General features: G+C 70.6%; 19 protein-coding genes and 2 pseudogenes. 11 read left to right on the top strand and 10 right to left on the bottom strand.

Annotated elements, in window-relative coordinates:
• Window positions 1-484: 484 nt before the first annotated feature.
• The 5 genes and pseudogenes from AB0K52_RS19890 (at window position 485) to AB0K52_RS19870 (ending at window position 5,134) form a co-directional block, all read left to right on the top strand.
• Window positions 485-2,764, top strand: coding sequence for a glycoside hydrolase domain-containing protein (locus tag AB0K52_RS19890; RefSeq protein ID WP_363534291.1), 2,280 nt, complete (start codon window positions 485-487; stop codon window positions 2,762-2,764).
• Entirely contained in the window at window positions 2,761-4,098 is a 1,338-nt protein-coding gene (locus AB0K52_RS19885; protein ID WP_363534288.1) for a glycosyltransferase, read from the top strand. Before AB0K52_RS19890 ends, AB0K52_RS19885 begins: the two co-directional genes overlap by 4 nt.
• Before the next feature lie 398 nt (window positions 4,099-4,496).
• Window positions 4,497-4,604: pseudogene (locus AB0K52_RS19880) on the top strand (DUF6444 domain-containing protein); the annotation flags it as partial.
• A 12-nt stretch (window positions 4,605-4,616) separates the two neighbouring features.
• Window positions 4,617-4,922, top strand: coding sequence for a transposase (locus AB0K52_RS19875; protein ID WP_363534300.1), 306 nt, complete (start codon window positions 4,617-4,619; stop codon window positions 4,920-4,922).
• Window positions 4,923-4,933: 11 nt separating this feature from the next.
• A complete protein-coding gene (locus AB0K52_RS19870) occupies window positions 4,934-5,134 on the top strand; it encodes a hypothetical protein (protein WP_363534285.1) in 201 nt (66 codons plus the stop codon).
• A gap of 20 nt (window positions 5,135-5,154) precedes the next feature.
• Here AB0K52_RS19870 and AB0K52_RS19865 read toward each other — a convergent pair whose 3' ends face one another.
• Window positions 5,155-5,367: a hypothetical protein gene (locus AB0K52_RS19865; protein WP_363534282.1), complete on the bottom strand. Its 213-nt coding sequence runs from the start codon at window positions 5,365-5,367 to the stop codon at window positions 5,155-5,157.
• A complete protein-coding gene (locus AB0K52_RS19860) occupies window positions 5,357-5,644 on the bottom strand; it encodes a hypothetical protein (RefSeq protein ID WP_363534279.1) in 288 nt (95 codons plus the stop codon). Before AB0K52_RS19860 ends, AB0K52_RS19865 begins: the two co-directional genes overlap by 11 nt.
• Window positions 5,645-6,040: 396 nt before the next feature.
• On the opposite strand from AB0K52_RS19860, the gene AB0K52_RS19855 reads away from it, so the two are divergent.
• The 4 genes from AB0K52_RS19855 to AB0K52_RS19840 all read left to right on the top strand — a co-directional run bounded on the left by AB0K52_RS19855 (window position 6,041) and on the right by AB0K52_RS19840 (window position 9,796).
• Window positions 6,041-7,570: a hypothetical protein gene (locus AB0K52_RS19855; RefSeq protein ID WP_363534276.1), complete on the top strand. Its 1,530-nt coding sequence runs from the start codon at window positions 6,041-6,043 to the stop codon at window positions 7,568-7,570.
• On the top strand, window positions 7,567-7,950 hold the full coding sequence (locus AB0K52_RS19850; protein ID WP_363534274.1) for a hypothetical protein: 384 nt from the start codon (window positions 7,567-7,569) through the stop codon (window positions 7,948-7,950). The genes AB0K52_RS19855 and AB0K52_RS19850 overlap by 4 nt, the downstream gene beginning before the upstream one ends.
• A gap of 506 nt (window positions 7,951-8,456) precedes the next feature.
• Window positions 8,457-8,999 (top strand): SigE family RNA polymerase sigma factor, encoded by a 543-nt coding sequence (locus tag AB0K52_RS19845; RefSeq protein WP_243901357.1) that lies wholly within the window; start codon window positions 8,457-8,459, stop codon window positions 8,997-8,999.
• Window positions 8,996-9,796, top strand: a complete 801-nt coding sequence (locus AB0K52_RS19840) for a hypothetical protein (protein WP_363534271.1) — start codon at window positions 8,996-8,998, stop codon at window positions 9,794-9,796. Before AB0K52_RS19845 ends, AB0K52_RS19840 begins: the two co-directional genes overlap by 4 nt.
• Before the next feature lie 152 nt (window positions 9,797-9,948).
• Here AB0K52_RS19840 and AB0K52_RS19835 read toward each other — a convergent pair whose 3' ends face one another.
• Entirely contained in the window at window positions 9,949-10,677 is a 729-nt protein-coding gene (locus AB0K52_RS19835) for a PIG-L deacetylase family protein (RefSeq protein WP_363534268.1), read from the bottom strand.
• A gap of 22 nt (window positions 10,678-10,699) precedes the next feature.
• Entirely contained in the window at window positions 10,700-11,170 is a 471-nt protein-coding gene (locus AB0K52_RS19830; RefSeq protein WP_363534265.1) for a rhodanese-like domain-containing protein, read from the bottom strand.
• 197 nt (window positions 11,171-11,367) lie between these two features.
• Between AB0K52_RS19830 and AB0K52_RS19825 the strand changes: the two genes are divergently transcribed.
• Complete coding sequence (locus AB0K52_RS19825) at window positions 11,368-12,204, top strand: aldo/keto reductase (RefSeq protein ID WP_363534262.1); 837 nt, start codon at window positions 11,368-11,370, stop codon at window positions 12,202-12,204.
• Window positions 12,205-12,551: 347 nt separating this feature from the next.
• Here AB0K52_RS19825 and AB0K52_RS19820 read toward each other — a convergent pair whose 3' ends face one another.
• Complete coding sequence (locus AB0K52_RS19820) at window positions 12,552-13,448, bottom strand: sigma-70 family RNA polymerase sigma factor (protein WP_363534259.1); 897 nt, start codon at window positions 13,446-13,448, stop codon at window positions 12,552-12,554.
• Between the two features lie 177 nt (window positions 13,449-13,625).
• Here AB0K52_RS19820 and AB0K52_RS19815 point away from each other — a divergent pair, with 177 nt between their 5' ends.
• Window positions 13,626-14,096, top strand: a complete 471-nt coding sequence (locus AB0K52_RS19815; protein WP_363534256.1) for a carboxymuconolactone decarboxylase family protein — start codon at window positions 13,626-13,628, stop codon at window positions 14,094-14,096.
• A 42-nt stretch (window positions 14,097-14,138) separates the two neighbouring features.
• Here AB0K52_RS19815 and AB0K52_RS19810 read toward each other — a convergent pair whose 3' ends face one another.
• The 5 genes and pseudogenes from AB0K52_RS19810 to AB0K52_RS19790 all read right to left on the bottom strand — a co-directional run bounded on the left by AB0K52_RS19810 (window position 14,139) and on the right by AB0K52_RS19790 (window position 20,880).
• Window positions 14,139-15,362, bottom strand: coding sequence for a sulfotransferase (locus tag AB0K52_RS19810; protein ID WP_363534253.1), 1,224 nt, complete (start codon window positions 15,360-15,362; stop codon window positions 14,139-14,141).
• A gap of 343 nt (window positions 15,363-15,705) precedes the next feature.
• A pseudogene (locus tag AB0K52_RS19805) lies at window positions 15,706-17,451 on the bottom strand (ATP-binding cassette domain-containing protein); the annotation flags it as partial.
• Entirely contained in the window at window positions 17,448-18,392 is a 945-nt protein-coding gene (locus AB0K52_RS19800; protein WP_363534250.1) for an ABC transporter permease subunit, read from the bottom strand. The gene AB0K52_RS19800 and the pseudogene AB0K52_RS19805, both read right to left, overlap by 4 nt.
• Window positions 18,389-19,330, bottom strand: coding sequence for an ABC transporter permease (locus AB0K52_RS19795; protein ID WP_363534247.1), 942 nt, complete (start codon window positions 19,328-19,330; stop codon window positions 18,389-18,391). Before AB0K52_RS19795 ends, AB0K52_RS19800 begins: the two co-directional genes overlap by 4 nt.
• Window positions 19,330-20,880, bottom strand: a complete 1,551-nt coding sequence (locus AB0K52_RS19790; protein ID WP_363534244.1) for an ABC transporter substrate-binding protein — start codon at window positions 20,878-20,880, stop codon at window positions 19,330-19,332. Before AB0K52_RS19790 ends, AB0K52_RS19795 begins: the two co-directional genes overlap by 1 nt.
• Window positions 20,881-21,141: the final 261 nt, after the last annotated feature.

Genomic DNA, 21,141 nt, shown 5'->3' with positions numbered 1-21,141 from the left:
CCTACTCGCCACCTGTACGTTTTCCGCATCCCCGTGCGTACTACAAGTATCCCGCGAACCGCCTTCGACCGTCATCACCCACAAGGGCAAAGAACACTCACATCCCCCGCCCAGACACCAAGCGCCGCAGGGCAACGGCAATGGCCCCCCGATCGAGAGTGTCACCAGCCCCGACACCAACCCGCCACCCGCCAACCGACCCGCCCCGACATCCACCTCCTCGTCGCCGCCCGTTCGAACCCGGCCCGAGCACCAGGCTGCCCCCGCAGTGCAGCCCTTGAACCGCGCCAACGCCGCGCAGCAACGCCCCTTCGACGGTGCTGCGGGCGACCGAAGCGGGACGCATCGCAGCAGACGAGACGGCGAGACGGCGAGACGGCGAGACGGCGGAATCGATCATGTTTCGCATTGCGCAGCAGTGAATGTTAGACGAAGTGCACGCTAACGCTTGCGGGTTCACCCAGGCGTAACGAAGATGTGACACATGAGCTCTAACCTCAGTCGCATATTGGACTCAGTGGACCCCTTCATCGGCACCGAACCGGCCGATCTGCCCGCGGCGCAGGGGCTGGCCGCCAGCTGGTGGTGGCCGAAAGCCCAGGTCGGGAACACTCACCCCGGCGCGTGCCATCCGTTCGGCATGGTCTCGGCCTGCGCCTGCTCCGGCGCCTACCCCACCGGCTACGGCCGCTACGGCATGTCGACCGAGGGCGCCCCCGCGCCCCTCTACGACGACTACCTCGCCAGCGGCTTCACCCACTTCCAGCAGTCCGGCACGGGCGCGATCCGCAAGTACTACAACTACTTCCGCGTCACCCCCATGATCGAGCCGCTCGACGCGCTCGGCACCCGCTGGAAGCTGCGGGACGAGACGGCCAAGCCCGGCTACTACGCCGCGACCCTCGAGAACGGCATCCGCTGCGAACTCACCGTCGGCGAGAAGACCGCCGTCCACCGATACACCTTCCCCGAGGCGTCCTCGGCCCGCGTCGTGCTCGACTTCTCCTACGGCGGCCTCGCGATCGAACACGGCACCACCGTCCCCCTCCGCGCCGGCCTCGAGAGCCTGGGGCAGGGCTGCGCGCAGGGCACCGTGGTCATGGAGGGCATCCCGCTCTCGGTGTACATCGACTCGGACACGCCGAAGGCCTGGCGGCAGCTGGTCTGGTACGACCGGCGCCGCGTCGACGGCGGCACCCGCCTCGACTTCGACTACATCCGCCGCACCACCCTGCGCCCCTTCGGCCTCATGTTCATGGGCCCGGCCCGCGCCGGCACCACCGTCGAGATCCGCATGGGCTTCTCGATGCGCGGCACCGACCAGGCGCGCCGCAACCTCGAGCAGTGCCTGCCCGGCGGGTTCGAGCACGCCTTCGAACGCGTCCGCTCCCAGACGCGCGGCGCCTGGGACGGGTACGGCTCGCAGGTCGAGGTGGAAGGCGGCACCCCCGAGCGGCGCACCGTGTTCGCCACGAGCCTCTACCACTCCCTCATCAAGCCGTGCTTCGCCGAGGACGAGTCGCCGTTCTGGCCTTCCAAGGGGCCCTTCGTGTTCGACATCGCGACGATGTGGGACATGTACAAGACCCAGTTCCCGCTGCTCACCGCTCTCAACCCCGAGAAGGGCGCGGCGATGCTCGAGTCGCTGGTGCGCATCGCCGAGGAGGAGGGCAACCTGCCCATCGGCTACCGGATGGCCCGCGGCTCCGACCGGTTCTTCCGCCAGGCCTCGGCCCTCGCCCACACCGTGCTCGCCGACGGCTACCAGCTGGGGCTCGAAGGCCTCGAATGGGACTGGGCGCTCGTCCACATGCAGGACGACCTGCGGCGCGGCTACGGTGAGGACTTCGCCGTGCGCGGCATCGTGCACCCCGTCAGCCACACCCTCGACCTGGCGACCGGCTACTGGTGCACGGCGATCGTCGCCCGCGGCCTCGGCGACCACAAGCTCGCCGACGAGCTGGAGGCGAAGTCGCGGGGGTGGACGAACGCGTTCGGCCTCGACGGCCTCCTGCGCGACTCGAGCTTCTACGAGGGCGGGCGCTGGAACTACTCGTTCCGGCTCCTGCACGACATGGCCGCGCGCATCAGGCTCGCCGGCGGCGACAAGGAGTTCACCGCGATCCTCGACCGGTTCTTCGGGTTCGGGGCCGCGCCGGTCACGCAGCTCGGCGTTCCGCCCTTCGGCCCCGAGTTCGCGATCGGCCAGGACCTCAACCGCTTCGAGGGCCTGAACAACGAACCGGACATGGAGGCCCCCTGGGCCTACCACTACGCCGGGCGGCCCGACCGCACCGCCGAGGTCGTGCACGCCGCGCTCGCCTACCAGTTCGGGACCGGCCGCGGCGGCCTGCCCGGCAACGACGACTCGGGGGCGCTCTCGTCCTGGTACGTGTGGGCGTCCCTCGGGCTCTTCCCCGTCGCGGGCCAGAACCTGTTCCTGGTCAACGCGCCCGCGTTCAAGGGGGCGTCGCTCCGGTTCGGCGGCAACGACCTCGAACTCGTCACCACCGGCCACGTCGAATCCGGCATCGGCGAGGACGCCGCCGGATCGAAGCCGCAGTACGTCCAGGCGGCCCGCTTCAACGGCAGGCCGCTCGACCACGGGTTCCTCACCGGCAACCAGCTGCACGGCGGCGGGCGGCTGGAGATCGAGCTCGGCCCCGAACCGTCCGACTGGGCGACGAAGACGCGCCCGCCGTCGGCCTCCGACCGGCCCGACCCCGCCCGCGGCGGGGCCCGACTCCAGGAGTTCCTACCGTGACCCAGCAGCCTCGCGGCCAGCAGCAGCGCCGACCCGGCAAGGCACCCGAACGGCGCCTCGTCATCGTGGTCCGCGCCGACCCGGTCATCTGCGGCCACGCCACCGAGGCGCGCGGCCTCGCCGAAGTCGCCCTCACCCGCGGCTTCGACGACGTGCGCATCGTGACCTGGCCGATCGAGGCGCTGCAGGCCGCGGGGCTCCCGCTCAAACCGCTCGACGAGCTCCTGCCCTACTCCGAGGGCATCACCGTCGAGCGGCCCGGCCCGGTCGGGGACTACCGCGTCCCCACCGGCCGCCACCTCCTCGGCCTCGCCGGGCGGCTCTTCGAGCTGTTCACCGACGGCGTGCCGACCGTGTGCATGTCGATGTACCTGACCCCGCACGCGAACGCGGTCGCCGAGGCCCTGCGCTCGGTGCGCGCCTCCGGGCTCGACGCGGACGTCACCACCATCGCCGAAGCCGTCGGCTCCGACATCACGAACGTGGTCCGCTCCTGCATCGCCGAGGGCGCGATCGGCGCGGCCGCGTCCCTCTTCACCGCCTACCTCTCGCACGACCGGTGCGTGGCCGTCTCCGCCTACACGCGGGAGCTCATCTTCGAATCCGCAGCGCAGGTCGACCTCGCGTGCGGCACCCGCTTCGCCGAGGAGGTCGCCGCCCGCGTCGAGGTCTCCTACCCGGCCGTGGACGCCGGCGCGTACCTCGACCTCGATCCGTCCGCAGTGGACGCTGCATTGGCGGCGCGCGGCCTGGCCCGGGACGGCTACGTGCTCTTCCTCTCCCGCGTCGCCGCCGCGAAGGGCGCCGACGACCTCATCAACGCCTTCCGCGCCTCGGACGCCTCCCGCACCCACCGGCTCGTGATCGCCGGGAACGGGCCCGCGCACGCCGAGACCGTGGCCCTCGCCGGGGGCGACGAGCGCATCCTGTTCCTCACCGACGTGGGCGACGAGGAGAAGCCCCTGCTCATGAACGGCTGCGCCGCATACGCACTGCCGTCCAAGCCCCGCCCCGAGTTCGTCGAGACCTTCGGCATCGCCCTCGTGGAGAAGATGCTCGCGGGCGGCGGGCCCGTCATCACCACGAACACCGGCGGCATCCCTGAAGCCGTGGGCGACACCGCGATCGAGGTCCCGCACTCCGACCCGGCCGCCCTCGCGGCCGCCCTCGACCGCGCCCTCGCGATGCCCTCGGCCGAACGCGAGGCCGCCGCCGAGCGCGCCCGCTCCTACGCGCTCCGCTTCGACCGCACCGCCGTCTTCGACAACCTCTTCTCAGGGCTCCTCGACAGCCCGTCCGGGCGCCCCGTCGACGCCCACGTCACCCTGAGCTGACCTGAGGAAACACGCCACGCCAGCGGCGGTTCGAAGTTAATAGGACTCGGGCCAACGTGCCAGATGCCGGTCATCCTCGCCGGGAGCGATTCTGACGTGAGGAGGGACGTACACCGGTTCCTGGTCCTGGACGACGCAGTCGGTGCCGATGCTCAGGTGGTCTTAGTAGGGGGCGTACACGATCGAGAGCCCATCATCACGCTCGGCGCTGACCCCGATGTCACCGTCCCCTTGCGGATCCTGCACGGGCGCCAACGGCGTCCATCTGCTCGCTGAGCCAAGCCGAGAGGTAGCTGGCCAGGTGGTTGACGTTCTTTCTGTTGGGGCTGTGTAGGGTGCGTCTTGTGAGCGAGGACCAGCGGCTGCCGACGTATGCGGAGTTGGCTGCGCTAGTTGAGGTTCAGGCTGCGACGATCGAGTCGTTGCGGGTCGAGGTGGCCGATCTGAAGGCGCGTCTGGGCATGAACTCGCGGAATTCCTCGAAGCCGTCGTCGGACACCCCAGCAGGCGCGGCACCCTTGGAGACGGTCCAGTACGGTCCGGGCGCCGCCCTGTCCCGCAGGATCATCGACCGCTGTGGCGAGTACTGGCGTTTCACCCACGACCCGCGGGCGGCCTTCGACAACAGGGTCGCCGAACGCGAGACCCGGATGGCCAAGATCAAGAACAAGGTCTCCGGTGGCCTGCGGACCCTCGAAGGAGCCGTCCGATACGCGATGCTGCGCTCCTACCTCCACACCGCCGCCAAACACGGCATCGGATTCCTCACCGCGCTCAAATCCGCATGCGCCGGAACACCATGGCTGCCAGAAGCCACCAGATGACCAGCAGCCCCATGACCGATCCCACCCCGATAGACGAACTCATACTCTCCGGAGACATCCTCCCGGCGCTCCGAGCCATCAGAGCCGAACGGGGTTGCGACCTTCACGAGGCCATGGACGAGTTCGCCCGCCGATACGACCGACTCCTCGCCGAACGACCGGACGACTTCACACTGCCGCCCGAAAGATACGGACACAATTTCTACTCCTGAACTGCCAACAACCTGACCAGTTACGCCGAGAGTTCGTCGGGACCGATCGCATCATTGCCCGCCCCGGACACGCAGGCTTGAAGCACCCGCTGGGTGTCGTCGAACGGATACGGCAGCATCGGGTCTCCATACACTGAGTTGTAGTAGTCGTATCGGGCTCCGCAATAGATGCTCAGCACGCCTTGGTCTTCGTCAGTGACCGCTCGGGCATAGAAGACGAATTCAGCTTCCATCCGGAAGTGCGTCTTTCGTCTGCCATGAGAACCGGTCATCCTCGATTCGGGGGTCTTCGATCGGTTCAGCCTCGGCCGGTATGTAGACGTCCGTGGTGCGCAACCCGGAACTCGCCCAGCCGTCATGGTCGAGTCCGTCGATTGCCCCGACCCAGACACCTATATCGGCACCGGGTATCGGAGTCAGCGGGATGGGGTCGGCTGTCACCTCGTAGGTCGCGAAGTCGTCGTGGAGCTTCGGCTCGGTGGCGCAACCTGCGAGAAGTGCAAGCACCAAGGGCGCCAACGTGACGCGCCGGAGCGCTGGGGTTCGGATGGGGTCCTCCGAGGTGATATGCCGGGAATGTTCAAAAGCCGCAACCCAGGGTAGCGGACCGCTGCCCGCCGTGGGGTACACCGGGACCCAGCTGGTGTGGGTGGGGTGCCTGAGGGCTTCTAGACGCTTTTGCACGCGAAGGTGTGTCGCGCTTGCAGTTGCGCGAAAAGCTGTGTCAGCCTGAACTCACGTGCGAATCGCACGTCGAAGAACCAATTGAATATGGCCGGTGGGCCGCCTCATTGCCGCAAAACAGTTCGGCGGCCCACCTCCTCAACCAAGGAAGGCGAGCCTCCCATGGCAGACTCCACCCTACGCGAAAACAGGCGCGGCGCAACTCATCAACTCGCGACGACCGTGAACCAGGCACGCATGCGCGTGCTCCTTCAACAGGCCTTTTACCGGCACGATCACCTCGGCCCAGGTGCGCCGCTGCGCACCATCACCGGGCAGGGTGAGGGCGACGGCTACTACGACTGGGCCGGACGACGGCTCTTCCACCTCGACGGCGAACCCGACCCGATGTGCCCCGGCGCCTACCGCTACCAGCACAACCCCGCCTGCTGCGACCTCGAAGCGCCCGACTCCGATCCCCGCAGCCCGCGATACGAGCCGATGCACCTGCGCCACCAGCCCGGTGACACGTGGATCATCGACGCCAACCGCCCCTACGACCCGTTCGACCCCGGCCCCTACGGCTCCCCAGGCTGGTACAAGGACGAACGCACCGGCCGCCACCGCAGAGACGAAACCCCCGACCCCCTCCCCGCCGAAGACTGGGCACCGCCCAAGGACGCCTGGTTCCCGGGAACGGCCGACTGGCCCGAGCCGACACCGGCCCACATACGCTCCGAACAGCGAGACGACCACGACCAACGAGGCGGTACCGGCGGGCAAGACGACGGCTACCGAGGTGGCTCCCAGGGTCGTCGCGGGGGCTCCGACCGCCCCCCACCGTGGGGCTCGCGCGGCCGCCCGGTCCCCTCCGAACCTGACGAACCGGAAGCGCCGCAACGTCCTTGGGGCGAGCGGAACGGACGGCCGAGCCCGTCGTCAGACACCGAGGCCAAACCCGCGCGGCGGCCCTGGAACCGAGGCGACGACGGCGACGGCCCGGGCGACGGGGGATGGATCAGCGGATACGGCCGCCGCCAGAGCAACCAGCGAGAAGACAACGACCCCGGCGGGCACGGAGGGGACGGCCGGAACGGCACTGACACGACCGGCGAGTTCCGGTTCTCGAAGCTCCGCGAAGACGCCTTCGACCGCTTCATCGCCAACTCCGCCCAACTCAGAGCCGCCCACTTCGCGCCCCAAAAGCCCTACCTGCGCGAACGCGCCGCCTGGGTCCTGCGATGGCTGGCGTGGGTGTTCGCCATCGGGCTTCTGCCCATGCCCGCACCACTCAACCAGCAACAGCGCCACCTCGAACCGTCTGCAGCGCACCCGATTCCGGCGCAACCCCGACCCGGTACGCGCGAAAGCGAGCCCGAGGCTGTGCGAGCGGAGAAGGTCCAGCCCACCAACGACTTCCGCGACGCAGCAACACAGACTGCAGGTCCGCAACCAGTCGAGGCGAACGCCTCGCACCGACCCGGCGCGGCGATCGCCGCCGCCATCAGCGGCGCACGCGCCGCCCGAAGAGTCATCGCCGCCCGCCAGACCCGCACCGAACACGACCTCGCGCTGGCTGTGCGCAACAGCGCCAATCGAACCGACAGCGCACACCACGGCCGACCCGCACCCGGGCACTGGCGCGCCCAACCCCGCCAGAACCGCCCCCGCCCCTCGCCGCGTCCGCAGCCCGGCACCTACATGACCGCATGGGAACAAGCCTTCGACAACTTCGACAGCCGCGGAACGTTGATCTTCGGAGGCGCGGCATGATCCCCGATCGCTACACCAGCCGCCGCATCCGCGCCCGCTACATCAAGGCGCTCAACGCGATCCCGCTCCCCATCCGCCGCACCGACCCACCCGACCCGGCCTTGCCGATCGACCTCGCCGGACTCCCCATCCTCGCCACTCACACCATCGACGACCGAGCCGTCCGCTACTCGCTCGTGGTCGGCCAGGCCCGCTTCCGCCTGACCTTCAAAGGCACGCACCCGGCCCTCATCGGCCACATCATCAACCTCCGAACCGACAACCCGCGGCTCGTCATCGCCGAACCCGCCCACACCGAATGGGCCCTCGCCAACGAATCGGCCCTCATCCACCACGCCGCAGAGACTTGGCAGGTGAACACCAAGACCTGCAGCAACTAGCCGAAGAGCCAAGTGGTGCCACCGGGCGATGCCGGGTGGCACCCCTTTGAAGCGGCCCTTCAACGCCCACGTCCACGCCCACAGCATCTGACCTGCTGATTCGCGCCGCGCCCGAAACCTCTCAAAAATATCTTCGGATCCGGGGCAACCTTCGGGCCGCCCGCGGCAACCACATGACGGTGCGGCAACCCGGCTCCGTCGCACCACACCAACGAAACAGGGACGGCAGCGCGGCCGACGCACGGTTCCAGCGCAGTCAGCGCCGCCGCCCCCGGTCGTCACGCACTTGACGACCGGACGACCGCCATCGGCGTGAGCATGGGCCGCCTGTAGACGACGACAGGGGCACGAAAAGGGCTTTCCTGCCATGGTGAGTCACGGGCGCGGGCACCGGGGGTGCCCGCGCCCGACCTGCATGGGGCGACGATTCTGAAAGGAACGGTGCGATGGTCGGACTGCTAGACTCTCCGCCTCCCCGAATACGACCCCCAACCGGAGGCCCCCCGTTGGACGTCCCCGCCCAGCTGGAGGAAGACGCGTTCCGCGCCTTCTTCGAGCGGCACCACGCCGAGCTCGCGCGGTTCGCGTGGCTGCTCATCGGCGAGAGCGGGACGGCCGAGGACATCGCGGCGGACGCGATGCTCGCGGTATGGCGGCAATGGGACCAGGCCCGGCGCGCGCGGTCGCAGATCGCATACGCCCGCGGCATCGTCGCCAACCTCGCCAAGACCCGCATCCGCGCCGCCGTGCGCGAACGCCGCCGTAACACCCTGTTCTGGCAGCGCCCCGGCGAGACCCACGACGGCCCCGACTCGGCCGCCGTCGTGGACGTGCGCGCCGCACTGGAGCGGCTGCCGCTGCGGCGGCGCGCGTGCGTCGTCCTGCGGCACTCGCTCGAACTCTCCGAGCGCGAGACCGCCGACGCGCTCGGCATCTCCATCGGCACGGTCAAGAGCCAGACCTCGAAAGGGCTGGCGGAACTGCGGCGCATCCTCGGACCCCAGGAGGGATCGGCCTGGGCGACGATTCGGAAGGAGGGCCAGCAGTGAACGACGACATCAACGACCGGCTCCGGGTGACCGGAGAGGAGTACGAACCGGACCGCGACCGCATGTGGGCGCGCGTCGCCGACGGCATGCGCGAACCCCGCGTGCAGGCCGAACCGGTGCGCACCGGCTGGCGCATCCCGCAACTGGGGCTCGCCACCGGCGCGGCGCTCGCGCTCATCGGCGCGATCGTCTTCTTCGGGCAGGTCCTGGGCCTCGGCCCGGTGATCGGCCCTTCCCCCGAACCTCCCCCGGCCGGTCCCGGTACCCGGTCAGAAGAGGCCACGGACCCCAGGACCAGCGCCGACGCCACCACCGACGCGGCCGAGACGCCGACGTCGGAGGCCGAAGAGGGCGAGGAGACCGAGACGGCCGAGACGGCCGAGGAGGGTTCGAGCCCGGAGGCCGAGAACGCCCCCGAGTGGCTGTGGACCGACGGCTCGGTGGACGCGAACAGCGGCGACTTCTGGTCGCAGGCGAACCTCTTCTTGAAGAATGAGGAGCCGCTCGCGGCGGTGACGATCGAACTGCGTGTGGCCCAAGGCGACAGCGTGGAGCACACGGGCTCGTGGACCACCGCGGACAGCTACTTCACGGCCGCGGCGGTGACCGAGGAGGACGGCTTCCTCGTCTACCGCTGGACCCTGCAGGAGGGCAAGGTCCTCCCGGCCGGCGAATACCAGCTCGCGGGCCAGTTCAACCACGGTTCCGGCCCGCGCAGCGCCGACGAGGACCGCTACTCCTTCACGGCCGAGACCGAAGGCGGCGAGGCCGGCGAAGTGGCGGGCGACTTCGAATGACCGAGTCGCCCTGAGACTCCCGCCGCGCCTGACCGGCGCGGCAACCCCAGAGCGAGAACGGGGACCGGGCCTCAGGCCCGGTTCCGGTTCCGGTTCCGGTTCCGGTTCCGGTTCCGGTTCCGGTTCCGGTTCCGGTTCCGGTTCCGGTTCCGTCAGAAGCTGATCAGCTCGAACGTGGTCGCGTACTTGGTGCCGAAGCGCTCGCCGGCGCGGGCGGCGAAGCCGGTGAGGAAGCCGCGGGCGTAGGTCTCGGGGTCCTCGTCGGTGAGGGCCGAGATGTAGGCGCGGTGCTCGAGGAGGGAGGCGATGCCGGTCTCCATCGTGTCGGTGACGTCGACGGCGTGCGTCGACTGGGGCGAGGCGGCGAGGGCGACCCAGCGGACGCCGCCCCACGGTTCCAGGCCTTCGTCGGCGAGCTCGGGGAAGATCCAGCGGTTGCCCGCGTCGTTGGCGGCGTCGAGCACCGATTCGCCGACCGCGCGGTGGTCGGCGCTGTTCCAGTGGCCGGGCATGAAGTGGTCGCGCCGGTTGAGGGTGATCACGAGTTCGGGCTTGTGGCGGCGGATCGCGGCGGCGAGGTCGCGGCGCAGGGCGATGCCGGATTCGATGACGCCGTCGCGGTGGTCGAGGAACTCGACGGAGGAGACGCCGACGACGGCCGCGGAGGCGCGCTGCTCGGCGTCGCGCACCGGCGCGCACACCTCGGGCGGCATGGTGTCGATCCCGGCCTCGCCGCGGCTGACCATAAGGTACGCGACGTCGCGCCCGCCGCCGGTCCAGCGGGCGACGGCCGCGGCGGCGCCGTATTCCATGTCGTCGGGGTGGGCCACGATGGCCAGCGCCTTCGTCCAGTCTTCAGGCATGGCAAGGAGTTCGCTCATGCCTCGATTATGGCCCGGGGGTTCAGCAGGCGCAGGAGACGCCGCTCGCCGGGGCGGTGAGCGGGTCGGGCTTGCCGCGCTCGACGCCGGCGTCGGTGGCGACCGGGAGGCCTTCGCGCACCCAGTACTCGAAGCCGCCCATCATGTACTTGACCTGGTACCCGAGTTTCGCGAACTCGACGGCGGCCCGGTAGGCGCCGTTGCAGCCGGGGCCCCAGCAGTAGACGACGACTGGGCGGGTCTGGTCGACGAGTTCGGCGGCGCGCGAGGCGATCTCGTCGGTCGGCAGGTGCACGGCGCCGGGGACGCGGCCCTGGAACCAGGCGGCTTCGCCGCGGGTGTCGACGAGCGTGAAGCCGGGGTCGTCGAGCTCGGAGACGGCGTACACGTCCGAGACGTCGGTGCTGTAGGCCATGAGCCCGGTGAAGTACGCGAGGGCGTCGGCGGGGGAGGCCGGGGCGACGCGCAGGACTGGGTTCTCGTTCGTTGCCATGCCACCGAATCTATGTGCCGATACAAAGATACGAGTACTTGACACAAAGTTGGCCATGATGTGGGACCGCCCGCGCCGGCGCGTGTTCCGTCGTTGTTCGCGGGTACTCGCCCGGCGGTAGCGTAGACCGCGGCGGCCCTCACGCCCCAAGCACGGCGCCGCCCCGGGCGGCGCCTCCGATGAGAGAGGCATCCTCCATGGCAACCACCGCACCCACCGTCGAACTCGCCCACGGCGCGGCCATGCCGCTGCTGGGCCTCGGCACGTGGCCGATGGACGACGCCGAGGCCGAACGCGTGATCGCCGAAGCGGTCGGGCTCGGCTACCGGCTCGTCGACACGGCCGAGAACTACCAGAACGAACGCGGCGTCGGCCTGGGCCTCAAGGCCTCCGGCGCGGCCCGCGAGGACCTGTTCGTGACCTCCAAGTTCAACCGCGAGTGGCACGGGGTCGACCTGGCCGCCGAGGCCTGCGAACGCAGCCTCGACCGGCTCGGCCTCGACTACCTCGACATGCTCCTCATCCACTGGCCGAACCCGCAGCACGGCAAGTACATCGAGGCCTGGGAGGGCCTGGTGCGGCTGCTGGAGACCGGGCGGGTCAAGGCCATCGGCACGTCTAACTTCAAGCCGGGACATCTGGACCGGATCATCGAGGCCACCGGCGTGATCCCTGATGTCAACCAGATCCAGTTGAGCCCCTTGACGACTCGGCTCGAGGCGCGCGCGTACCACAAGGAGCGCGGCATCGTGACGCAGTCGTGGTCGCCGATCGGCGGCCAGGGCGGCGAGGTGCGTAATGAGCCGAAGGTGCTGCAGCTGGCCGAGAAGTACGGGAAGACGCCCGTGCAAGTGGTGCTGCGCTGGCACCTGGACCTGGGACTCGCCGTGGTCCCGAAGTCGAGCGACCCCGAGCGCCTGGCGCAGAACCTGGACGTCTTCGACTTCACGCTCGACCCCGACGACGTGATGGCCCTGTCGGCCCTCGACCAGGGCGAGGCGGCAGCGGCGGACTCGGACGAGTTCGGCCACTAGGCGATCGGGCTCCGGATTCGGGCCGCAGGCTCGAGTTCGGGCCCGGCCCCCGGGGTCGGGAGTGTCCGTTCGCTGCGCCCCCCGAGTCCACTATCGCGCCCGGGTACGACATCCTGGCCGCCCCGCCGTCACCCAGGGTCGGGTGTGTCGGAACGGAAGTCCCCCCCCCCGATCCAACGATCTCGCGGAGGTACGACACTCGAGCGGCCGATCCGCTACCCGAGGTCGGGTGTGTCGGATCGCCGCGCCCCCGATGACAAAGGGTGGCCCGGGGGTACGACATTTCTGCGGCGCGGGCCGCCGATCCGATTTCGGATCGGCGGCCCGCGCCTTTGCTCTGCCTTCGCTTAGGCGTCCAGGAGGGTGAGTTCCATGGCGCGCACGCGATCGGGGTTGGTGACGCCTTCCATGGCGATGATCTTGTCGCCTTCCACGGTGAACACGAGGACGCGCGTCGGGGCGTCCGGCAGGGACGAGATGACGCCGATCTTGCCGTCGGCGAGGACGAGCTGCGCGCCGGTCGCCATGGCCGCGAAGGTCACCGCGCCGCCCGCGATCTGGGCCGCGCCGCGGATGATCTGGCCGACCTCGGCCGCGTCGGTGCGCAGCGTGATCTCGGGGTCGAGCACCGAGACCAGGGCCTCGAAGTCGCCGCCGCGCGCGGCCGCCAGGAACGCCTCAACGACCGTGCGCTGCTTCGAGACCTCCTGGCGCTGCGGCACATCGGTACCGCGCACCCGCGCCCGGGCGCGGCTCGCGAGCTTCCGCGCGGCCGCCGGGTTCCGGTCGACGATCTGGGCGATGTCGTCGAAGGGCACGCCGAACATGTCGTGGAGCACGAACGCGAGCCGCTCCGCGGGCTCCAGCGTCTCCAGGACCACCAGCAGCGCGAGGCTCACCGAATCGGCGATGACCGCGGCCGACTCCGGGTCGGCCTCCACGTCCGCCGGCCCCGGGAGCGCGACGGGCTCCAGCTCGACCGTGCCGTCGAATGAAGTTGGCATCGGCTGCTCGGCCCGGGACTTGCGGCGGCGCAGCTGGTCGAGGCAGACCCGGCCGACCACGGTCGTGAGCCAGCCGCTCAGGTTCTCGATGCGCTCGGTGTCGCTGGCGGCCAGGCGGAACCAGGCTTCCTGGACCGCGTCCTCGGCCTCTCCGGAGGAGCCGAGCATGCGGAACGCGACGGCCTCCAGCCGTGGCCGGTCGGTCTCGAATCGCTCCGCGAGCCACTGGTCGTCGTTCATGTGCTCCTCCTTCGACGGGTTGTCGACCTTATGACGCGCGCTGCGCGCGAAACGTGACCCTCCCGCCTCCAGCGATCTCCTGATAGTGATCCACGACACATTCACCTTTCCGGCGGTCACATCCCCGCGGCGGGTTCCGTCATGCCGACGAATCGAACGAATCTCAAGGAGCCCAACATGGAAGCACGCTTCGACTACTACTCGAACCCCATCGCCGCCAAGTTCGCCAAGCACATCAACGCCGCCGGCCTCTCACTCAGGAAGACGGGCCTGCCGGAGGAGATCCCCAACCTCGTCCTCATCCGGGCCAGCCAGATCAACGGCTGCGGCGTCTGCACCGACATGCACACCAAGGACGCGCTGCACGCCGACGAGACCCCGGTCCGCGTCGCCATGGTCGCCGCCTGGCGCGACTCGGTCGTGTTCAACGAGGCGGAGCGCGCCGCGCTCGCACTCGCCGAGGCGGGCACCCGCCTCGCCGACGGCGCGGGCGTCCCCGACGACGTCTGGGACGACGCGGCCAAGCACTTCGACGGCGACCAGCTCGCCGGCCTCGTCTCGCTCATCGCGCTCATCAACGCCTACAACCGGATGAACGCGATCCCGCGCATCCCCGGCGGCAACTACACCCCCGGCCAGTGGGGTTAGGACGCGACTGGGGCCGCCCGCCGGGCGGCCCCGAAACACTGCTCAGTACTTCTTCGGCAGCGCCGGCAGGTTCGCCACCAGGGCCGGGTAGTCCCCGAACGCCGCCTCGACCTCAGCCGGAGTGAGCCCGTACCGCGACAGCGTGTACTCGTGCTTGCGCCGCCGCGTCGGCAGGTCGAGGAGATATTCGAGGTTGTCGGCCTCGGCCCGGCCCCACGGGAGGCCGAGGCGGTGGAACAGCGGCGGCACCTGGTTGCGCGCGTCCCCGGCCAGGTGCGGGTAGCCGACGTCGATCACGTTGTCGCCACCGAGGCGCAGCCGCGATTCGCGTGCGGAGGCGATCGCCTCGGTCAGCATCGACAGGCACGTCTCGCCGAGCTCCTCGAGGTCGAGGCGGCGCCGGTACACCGACCAACCCACCTCCACAAGGGAGCAATAGGAGCCCATGACGGTGACCGGGTCGCGGTGCGTCCACACGACCTTCGCGTCGGGGAAGACCTTGACGAGCGCGTCCATCGACCACAGGTGGCACGGGCTCTTCAGCACCCACCGCTTCCGCTCGCGCCCGAACTGGAGGATCTGCAGCGCCTGCTTGAAGTACCGGTAGTCCTCGGTGTAGTCGCGCTCGGCGCACCAGGCCCGGTAGCGCTTGAGCGGCCCGGTCATGTTCCACAGGAAGCTGTGGAACGGCAGGAGGAACACGCATTCCTCGGGCCTGAGCGCGTCCATGGAGTGGATGTCGGGGAAGACCGGGACTGCCTTGTTCATCGAGGAAACCCACTTCCGGGTCGCGGCGATCGAGGCGTCCCGCGTCGCCTGGTCGACGTCGCCGGGGAGGGTGTCGAACAGCTCCCAGAACAGCGGCGCCCGGTTCCCTTCCGGGCCCGCGAGGAGGTTGTGCGCCAACGTGGTCGCGGTGCGCGGGAGGCCGGTGACGACGATCGGGGCGGTGATCGGCTCGGCCTCGATCTCGGGTCGGTCGGCGATCGCCTTCGCGACGCGCAGGCGGTTGGTGATGCGGCGCTGCACGTCGCCGCGGATCGCCGTCCAGCCCAGGAACGAGGCCTCCTCCTCGTCGGCGTAGCAGCCGAGGATGAACCGGCAGTCCTCGATGTACTCGCGGTGCGGCGCGGCGGACGCGCCGGTCTGCGCCTCGGCGGCGGCGACCATCCGCTCGATCTCCGCGTCGACTCTGCCGCGGCGGCCTCGGACGAGTGGCGTGAAGAGGGCGTTGACGGCCTTGACGGTGAGGGTCGCGTGTCCCACGCGGATCTCCTTCGGCTTGTTCTCGCACGGCGGCAAGACAAATGGGGGTAAGAGACCCGTCGAGCATATGCGCCCGCTGTAACCGGGGCAATACAGTCGCTTCCGCGGAATCCTTCGCCGCCAACGGGTCCGCCATGCCTTCGGTGATGCGGAGGATGCGATCGGCGAGGTGCTCGGCGACGGCCGGTTCGTGGGTGATGAGCAGGATCGTCAAGCCGCCCTTGGACTTGAGACCCGCGAGAAGGTCGAGCACGCCCTTTCGGGTCAGCGCGTCGAGCCCGGAGGTGATCTCGTCGCAGACGAGGACCTCGGGGTCGGCGGCGAGGGCGCGCGCGAGCGCGGCCCGCTGAAGTTGGCCGCCGGAGAGCTTGTCACGGCGACGGTCCGCGGTCTCGGCCGTGAGCCCGACCTCGGCGAGCAGCCGCTCGGCCTCGGCACGGGCCGCCGCGGGCCGCAGGCCGCGGAGGCGGACGGCGGTGCGGGCGACTTGGTCGAGAATGCCGCGGTGCTCGTCGAAGGAGGCGCGGGCGTCCTGGAAGACGTACTGGACGCGGGAGCGCTCGGCGCGGGTGCGCCGTCTTCCGCGCACGGGCAGAGGCGCGCCGTCGAGGAGGAGTTCCCCGGCGGTGGCATGCTGCAGCCCGGCGACGGTGCGCGCGAGTGTGGTCTTCCCGGACCCGGACGCGCCGAGCACGGCGAGGCATTCGCCTTGGCGCGCTTCGAAATCCACGCCTCGCAGCACCTGGGTGCGGCGGCTCCCGAGCGCGACACTGAGGCCCCGGCCGACGATGCGAATCGGGGCCTCCGCATCGGCAGCCGGGGCGGCCTCGGCATGTCGAGCGGCGAGCAGGCGCCGCATGTAGTCGCTGCGGGGGCCGGGGCTGCCGAGGCGGCCAGGGCCGCGGCTCGGTTCGGCAGGATTCGGGCGCACCGTGACCGGAGTCGTTGCGTCGCCGCGAGACTCGGCCCCGCCCTCGGAATCGCGCCCACACTCGGACTCGGGCTCGGACTTAAGCTCCGGTTCCGGTTCCGGTTCCGGTTCCGGTTCCGACTCCGACTCCGACTCCGACTCCGACTCCGACTCCGACTCCGACTCCGACTCCGACTCCGACTCCGCGAGGATTCTCGCAGCCGGGCCGTGTTCGACGATGCGGCCCGCGTCGAGGACGAGCACCTCGTCGGCGACGGCTTCGACGAGATCGAGGTCGTGGCTGAGGAGAACAACGGCGAGCCCGTTCGCGGCGGCGAGGCGCAGTTCAGCGGCGATCCGGTCCCGGTTGTCGAGGTCCTGACCCGTAGTGGGCTCGTCGGCGACGAGAAGCTTCGCCTCGCACAGGAACGCCTGGGCGAGCACGAGCCGCTGCTGCTGGCCGCCGGACAGCTGGTGCGGGAAGCGCCGCAAGAAGCTCGGGTCGTCGAGCCCGACCCGGCGCATCGCATCAGCGATCCGCTCGGCGGTCGCGGCCCGCTTGAGCGGGCGCCCACCAGCGCCGAGGCGTGATCCCTTGCCCTCCACGCCCGCGGGCTCGAGGGGGGCGCTTCCATCACGCGGAATCGCAGCCCCGCTCCCGGACCCGACATCCGCGCCGTCGTGCCCCGCCGCATCTACCTGCGGAAGCGCTCGAATGTCGGACCCATGTGGGAGTGTGGTCTTTTTCGGTTGGTCGGAGGCGGATGCGGGTGGGAAGGGGCATGCCCTACGCGCCGGCGCGGCCGCCCCGGCCGCAAACCCCGCCAGCCCGGCGGCCGCCCCACCCCCGCCGCCACCCCGCGCATTCGCGATCTCAGCCAGGACGCCGCCGATGCGGCGGACCGGGTTGAGGACCGCGGCCGGGTGCTGGGGGAGGTAGGCGGCGGCGACTTCGCCTGGGGCGCAGCGCAGGACGTCGACACCCGCGACCTCGACCGTGCCGGTCGCGACGACGCCGCGTTTGACGGCGCCGAGGAGGGCCGAGCCGATCGTGGTCTTGCCGGAGCCCGAGGCGCCGACGATGGCGAGCACGCGCCCGGCGTCCACAGTGAACTCGATGTCCGAGACGAGGGTCTTCCCGGCCGCTTCAGCGCGCAGGCCGGTCACGTGCACGGTCATGCGGTGGCCTTTCGGGTGAGGAGCCGGTCGAACAGCAGGTTCAGGCCGACCGAGAGCGCGACCAGCAGCGCCGCGGGGAGCACGACGCCCCAGGGGGAGAGGAAGATCCCGCCGCGGTTGACGTCGACCATGACGGCCCAGTCGCTGGCCTCCGGCCCCGCGCCGACACCGAGGAAGCTCGCGGCCGCGACGAGGTAGAAGGCGCCGACGAGGCGCACGCCGGCGTCGGCGGCGACCGTGGGGAGGATCGACCGGGCGATGTACCCGATCGAGGTGCGCCACCAGCTTTCGCCTTGCAGCCACATCGCTTCGACGGCGGGGCGGTGGGCGACCTCGAGGGCGGCGGCGCGCACGATGCGGGCGATGTCGGGGAGGTTGACGAGCGCCACGATGAGCACGAGCATCCAGGCCGTGGGCGGGGCGATGGAGGCGAGCAGGAGCATGAGGAGGAGCGAGGGCAGGGCGAGGAGGAGGTCGAAGGGGCGCATGAGGAGTTCGTCGAGCCAGCGGTGGCGGGTCGCGGCGGCGGCGAGGCCGATCGGGACTCCGGCGAGGAACGCGAGGGCGGTCGCGGCGGCGGCGGTGACGACGATGCCCCAGCCGCCGTCGAGGATCCCGTCGAGGACGCTCGACCCGAGGTAGTCGGTGCCGGGCCAGGGCGCGGCGGGGTCGAAGGGCTGGGTGCGGTCGCGTTCGGCGACCGGCAGGAACGGGCCGGCGAGCGCGATCCCGAGCGGGAGGGCGAGGAGGACGATGACCGCGATGCGGTCGAGGTGGAGGCGGGTCCTTCCGGGGCGGCGGGATTCGCGGGAGTCGGGGGTTTTGCGGCGATCCCGGGGTCGGGTGTGTCGGTGCTCGGAACCCCCCGATGTCAAGGCTCCCTCGGGGGTACGACATGCCTCGCCGGTGGAGGCGGCGGTGCTGCGTGGTTCGGGGTTCATCGGGCGACCTCCATTCTCGGGGCGAGGCGGAAGGCGACCAGGTCGGCGGCGAGATTCACGAGCACGGTGCTCGCGCCGAAGACGACCGCGATGCCCTGCACCACAGGGAGGTCGCGGGCGTTCACCGCGTCCACGAGCGCGGTGCCCAGGCCCGGGATGACGAAGACGCTTTCGACGACGATCACGCCGCCGAGCAGCCAGTCGGCGGTGCGCGCGATCTGCGCGACCGCCGGGGTGACCGCGTTCGGCAACGCGTGCGCGAAGACGACCCGCCGCTCCGAGATCCCCGCCCGGCGCGCGTGCGCGACGTACTCGGAGTCGAGCGCTTCGATCATCCCGGCGCGCACGAGCCGCGCGATCGAGCAGATCGGCCGGGCCAGCAGCACCAGCAAGGGCAGCACCAGGACCGCGGGCTCGGACAGCAGCGACGGCACGCCCACCGCCGTGGGCGGCAGCCACGCCAGGCCGATCGCAAAGACGCTCACCAGCAGCACCGCCAGCGCGAACTCGGGCACCGAGTAGAGGCCGACGGTGAATGTGGTGATGAGCCGGTCCGGCCAGCGGCCCTGCCGGCGGGCGGCGACGACGCCGAGGCCGATCGCCAAGGGCAGCAGCAGGATCAGCGTGAGCCCGGCGAGGACGAGGGTCGGCTGGACGGCGGTGGCGAGGAGGTCGGCGACGGGCCGTCCGGAGACGAGGGACGCGCCGAAGTCGCCGGTGAGGAGTCCGCCGAGCCAGTCGGCGAGCCGGGCGAGGGCGGGTTCGTCGAGGTGCATCTGCTCGCGGATGCGCTGGATGTTCGCGGGGTCGGGCTGGTCCCCGGCGAGGGCGACGGCCGCGTCGCCGGGGAGCAGCTCGACGAGTGCGAACGCGAGGACGGCCACGGCGACGACTTGCGCCGCGCCGAGGCCGATCCGCTTGGCCGCGTAGGCGAGCACTACGCCATCCAGACCTTGTCGAAGCGCGCCCAGTCGAGGGTGTTCGCGGGTGCCTGCGCGACGCCCTGCACGCCGGGGAGGGTGCCGACGATCCAGTCCGCGAAGCCCCAGACGAGGTAGCCTCCCTCGTCGTGCAGGCGCTGCTGGATCTCCTGGTAGAGCGTTTCGCGCTCGGCGTCGTCGGCGGTGGACTGGAGCTTGAGGTACAGCTCGTCGAAGTCGGCGTGGTGCCATTGGGTGAGGTTGGTGGGCGAGTCGGTGAGGAGCCGCTGCGAGATGTGGGAGGCGATGGGCATCGCGCCGGAGCGGTACGAGGCGATCTGGCCTTCGGTGAGCACGTCGGCCCAGTAGGTGTCGGCGTTGCGTTCGTTGATCTCGACCTCGACGCCGGCTTCGCGGACCTGCTCGGCGAAGATCTGGGCGGCCTCGGTGAAGCCGGAGCCGACGTCGGCGGTGTCGAGGGTGATCGAGGTGACGCCGGCGGCGGCGAGGAGCTGGGTGGCGGTCTCGAGGTCGCGTTCGCGCTGGGGGATGTCGGCGGCGTAGTGCTCGAAGCCGAGGCCGTAGAGGTCGTTGCCGATCTGACCGCGCCCGGAGAGGACGGACTCGACGAGTTCGTCGCGGTCGCAGAGCAGGAACATCGCTTGGCGCACTTCGGGTTTGTCGAAGGGGGCGCGGTCGGTCTTCATGGCGAAGCCGAGCATGTTGGAGCCGGGGGAGGCGATGAGGGTGACGGCGTCGTTGCCTTCGTTGGCGCGCGCGGTGGTGGCGGAGAGGTCGTGGGCGTATTCGACCTGGCCGCCGAGGAGGGCGTTGATGCGCGCGGACTCCTCGTCGGCGACGACGATCTGGAGGCGGTCGATGTTGGGCGCGCCGTCCCAGTAGTCGTCGAAGCGGGCGGCGGTGAACTCGCTGCCGGGGGTGAAGGACACGAATGTGAAGGGGCCGGAGCCGATCGGCGCGTCGAAGGTCTCGGCGCCTTCGGGGACGATGTAGGCGCCGAAGGCGGCGAGGGAGTTCGGGAATTCGGCGAGGGGGTATTTGAGGACGAACTCGACGGTCTGGTCGTCGATCGCCTTGCTGGCGTCGAGGTCGATGGGGGCGAGGTCCTGCTTGGCGCGGAAGGTCTCATCGGGGTCGGCGATGCGCCGGTAGCTGTAGAGGACGTCGGCGGCGCGGACGGGGCTGCCGTCGTGGAAGGTCGCCTGGCGGAGTTTGACGGTCCAGACGGTGAGGTCGGCGTCGGGCGTCCAGGATTCGGCGAGGCGCGGCACGGCGGCCATGTCGGTGCCGAGGTCGGCGAGTTTGTCGTAGACGGCTTTGGCGCGGGCGGCGTCGGCGAAGAGGTTGACGCGGTGCGGGTCGATGGTCTCGTCGGCGCCGCCGCCGGCGAAGGCGGCGCGGAGGGTGCCGCCGGTCGTCGGGGTGGTCGCGGCGGGGTCGGCGTCGCTGCTGCAGGCGGTGAGCGCGGCGCCGGAGGTGGCGGCGAGGCCGGCGGCGCCGAGGAGGGCGCGGCGGGACAGGTGCGGGCGGGGCGAAGGGCTGGACATGTGTTCGTTCCTTATCGGTTGCGGTGCAAGAGGTTCGCGCGGCGCTGCGCGTCAGCGGGCACTGGCGTGGGGTGCGGGGCGGGCGGCGGCGTATCGCCGCCCGGGGAGTCGGGCGTCCCCGCGGGCTCGGTGTGCGGCCGGGCTGCAGCCCGAGGTGGTGTTCCCGGGGCGGCCGCTTTCGATGGGGAGTCGCAGGGCGCAGTCGCGGCAGTCACGCGGATCGGCGAGTCGGTGCCGTGCGGCGCGGTGCGCGGCGCATCG

This window comes from Glycomyces sp. NPDC049804 (genome assembly GCF_040674615.1).
Taxonomy (GTDB): domain Bacteria; phylum Actinomycetota; class Actinomycetes; order Mycobacteriales; family Micromonosporaceae; genus Glycomyces; species Glycomyces niveus.
The sequence above is the reverse complement of the archived record's forward strand: the minus strand, read 5'-3'. Positions and strand labels throughout refer to the sequence as shown.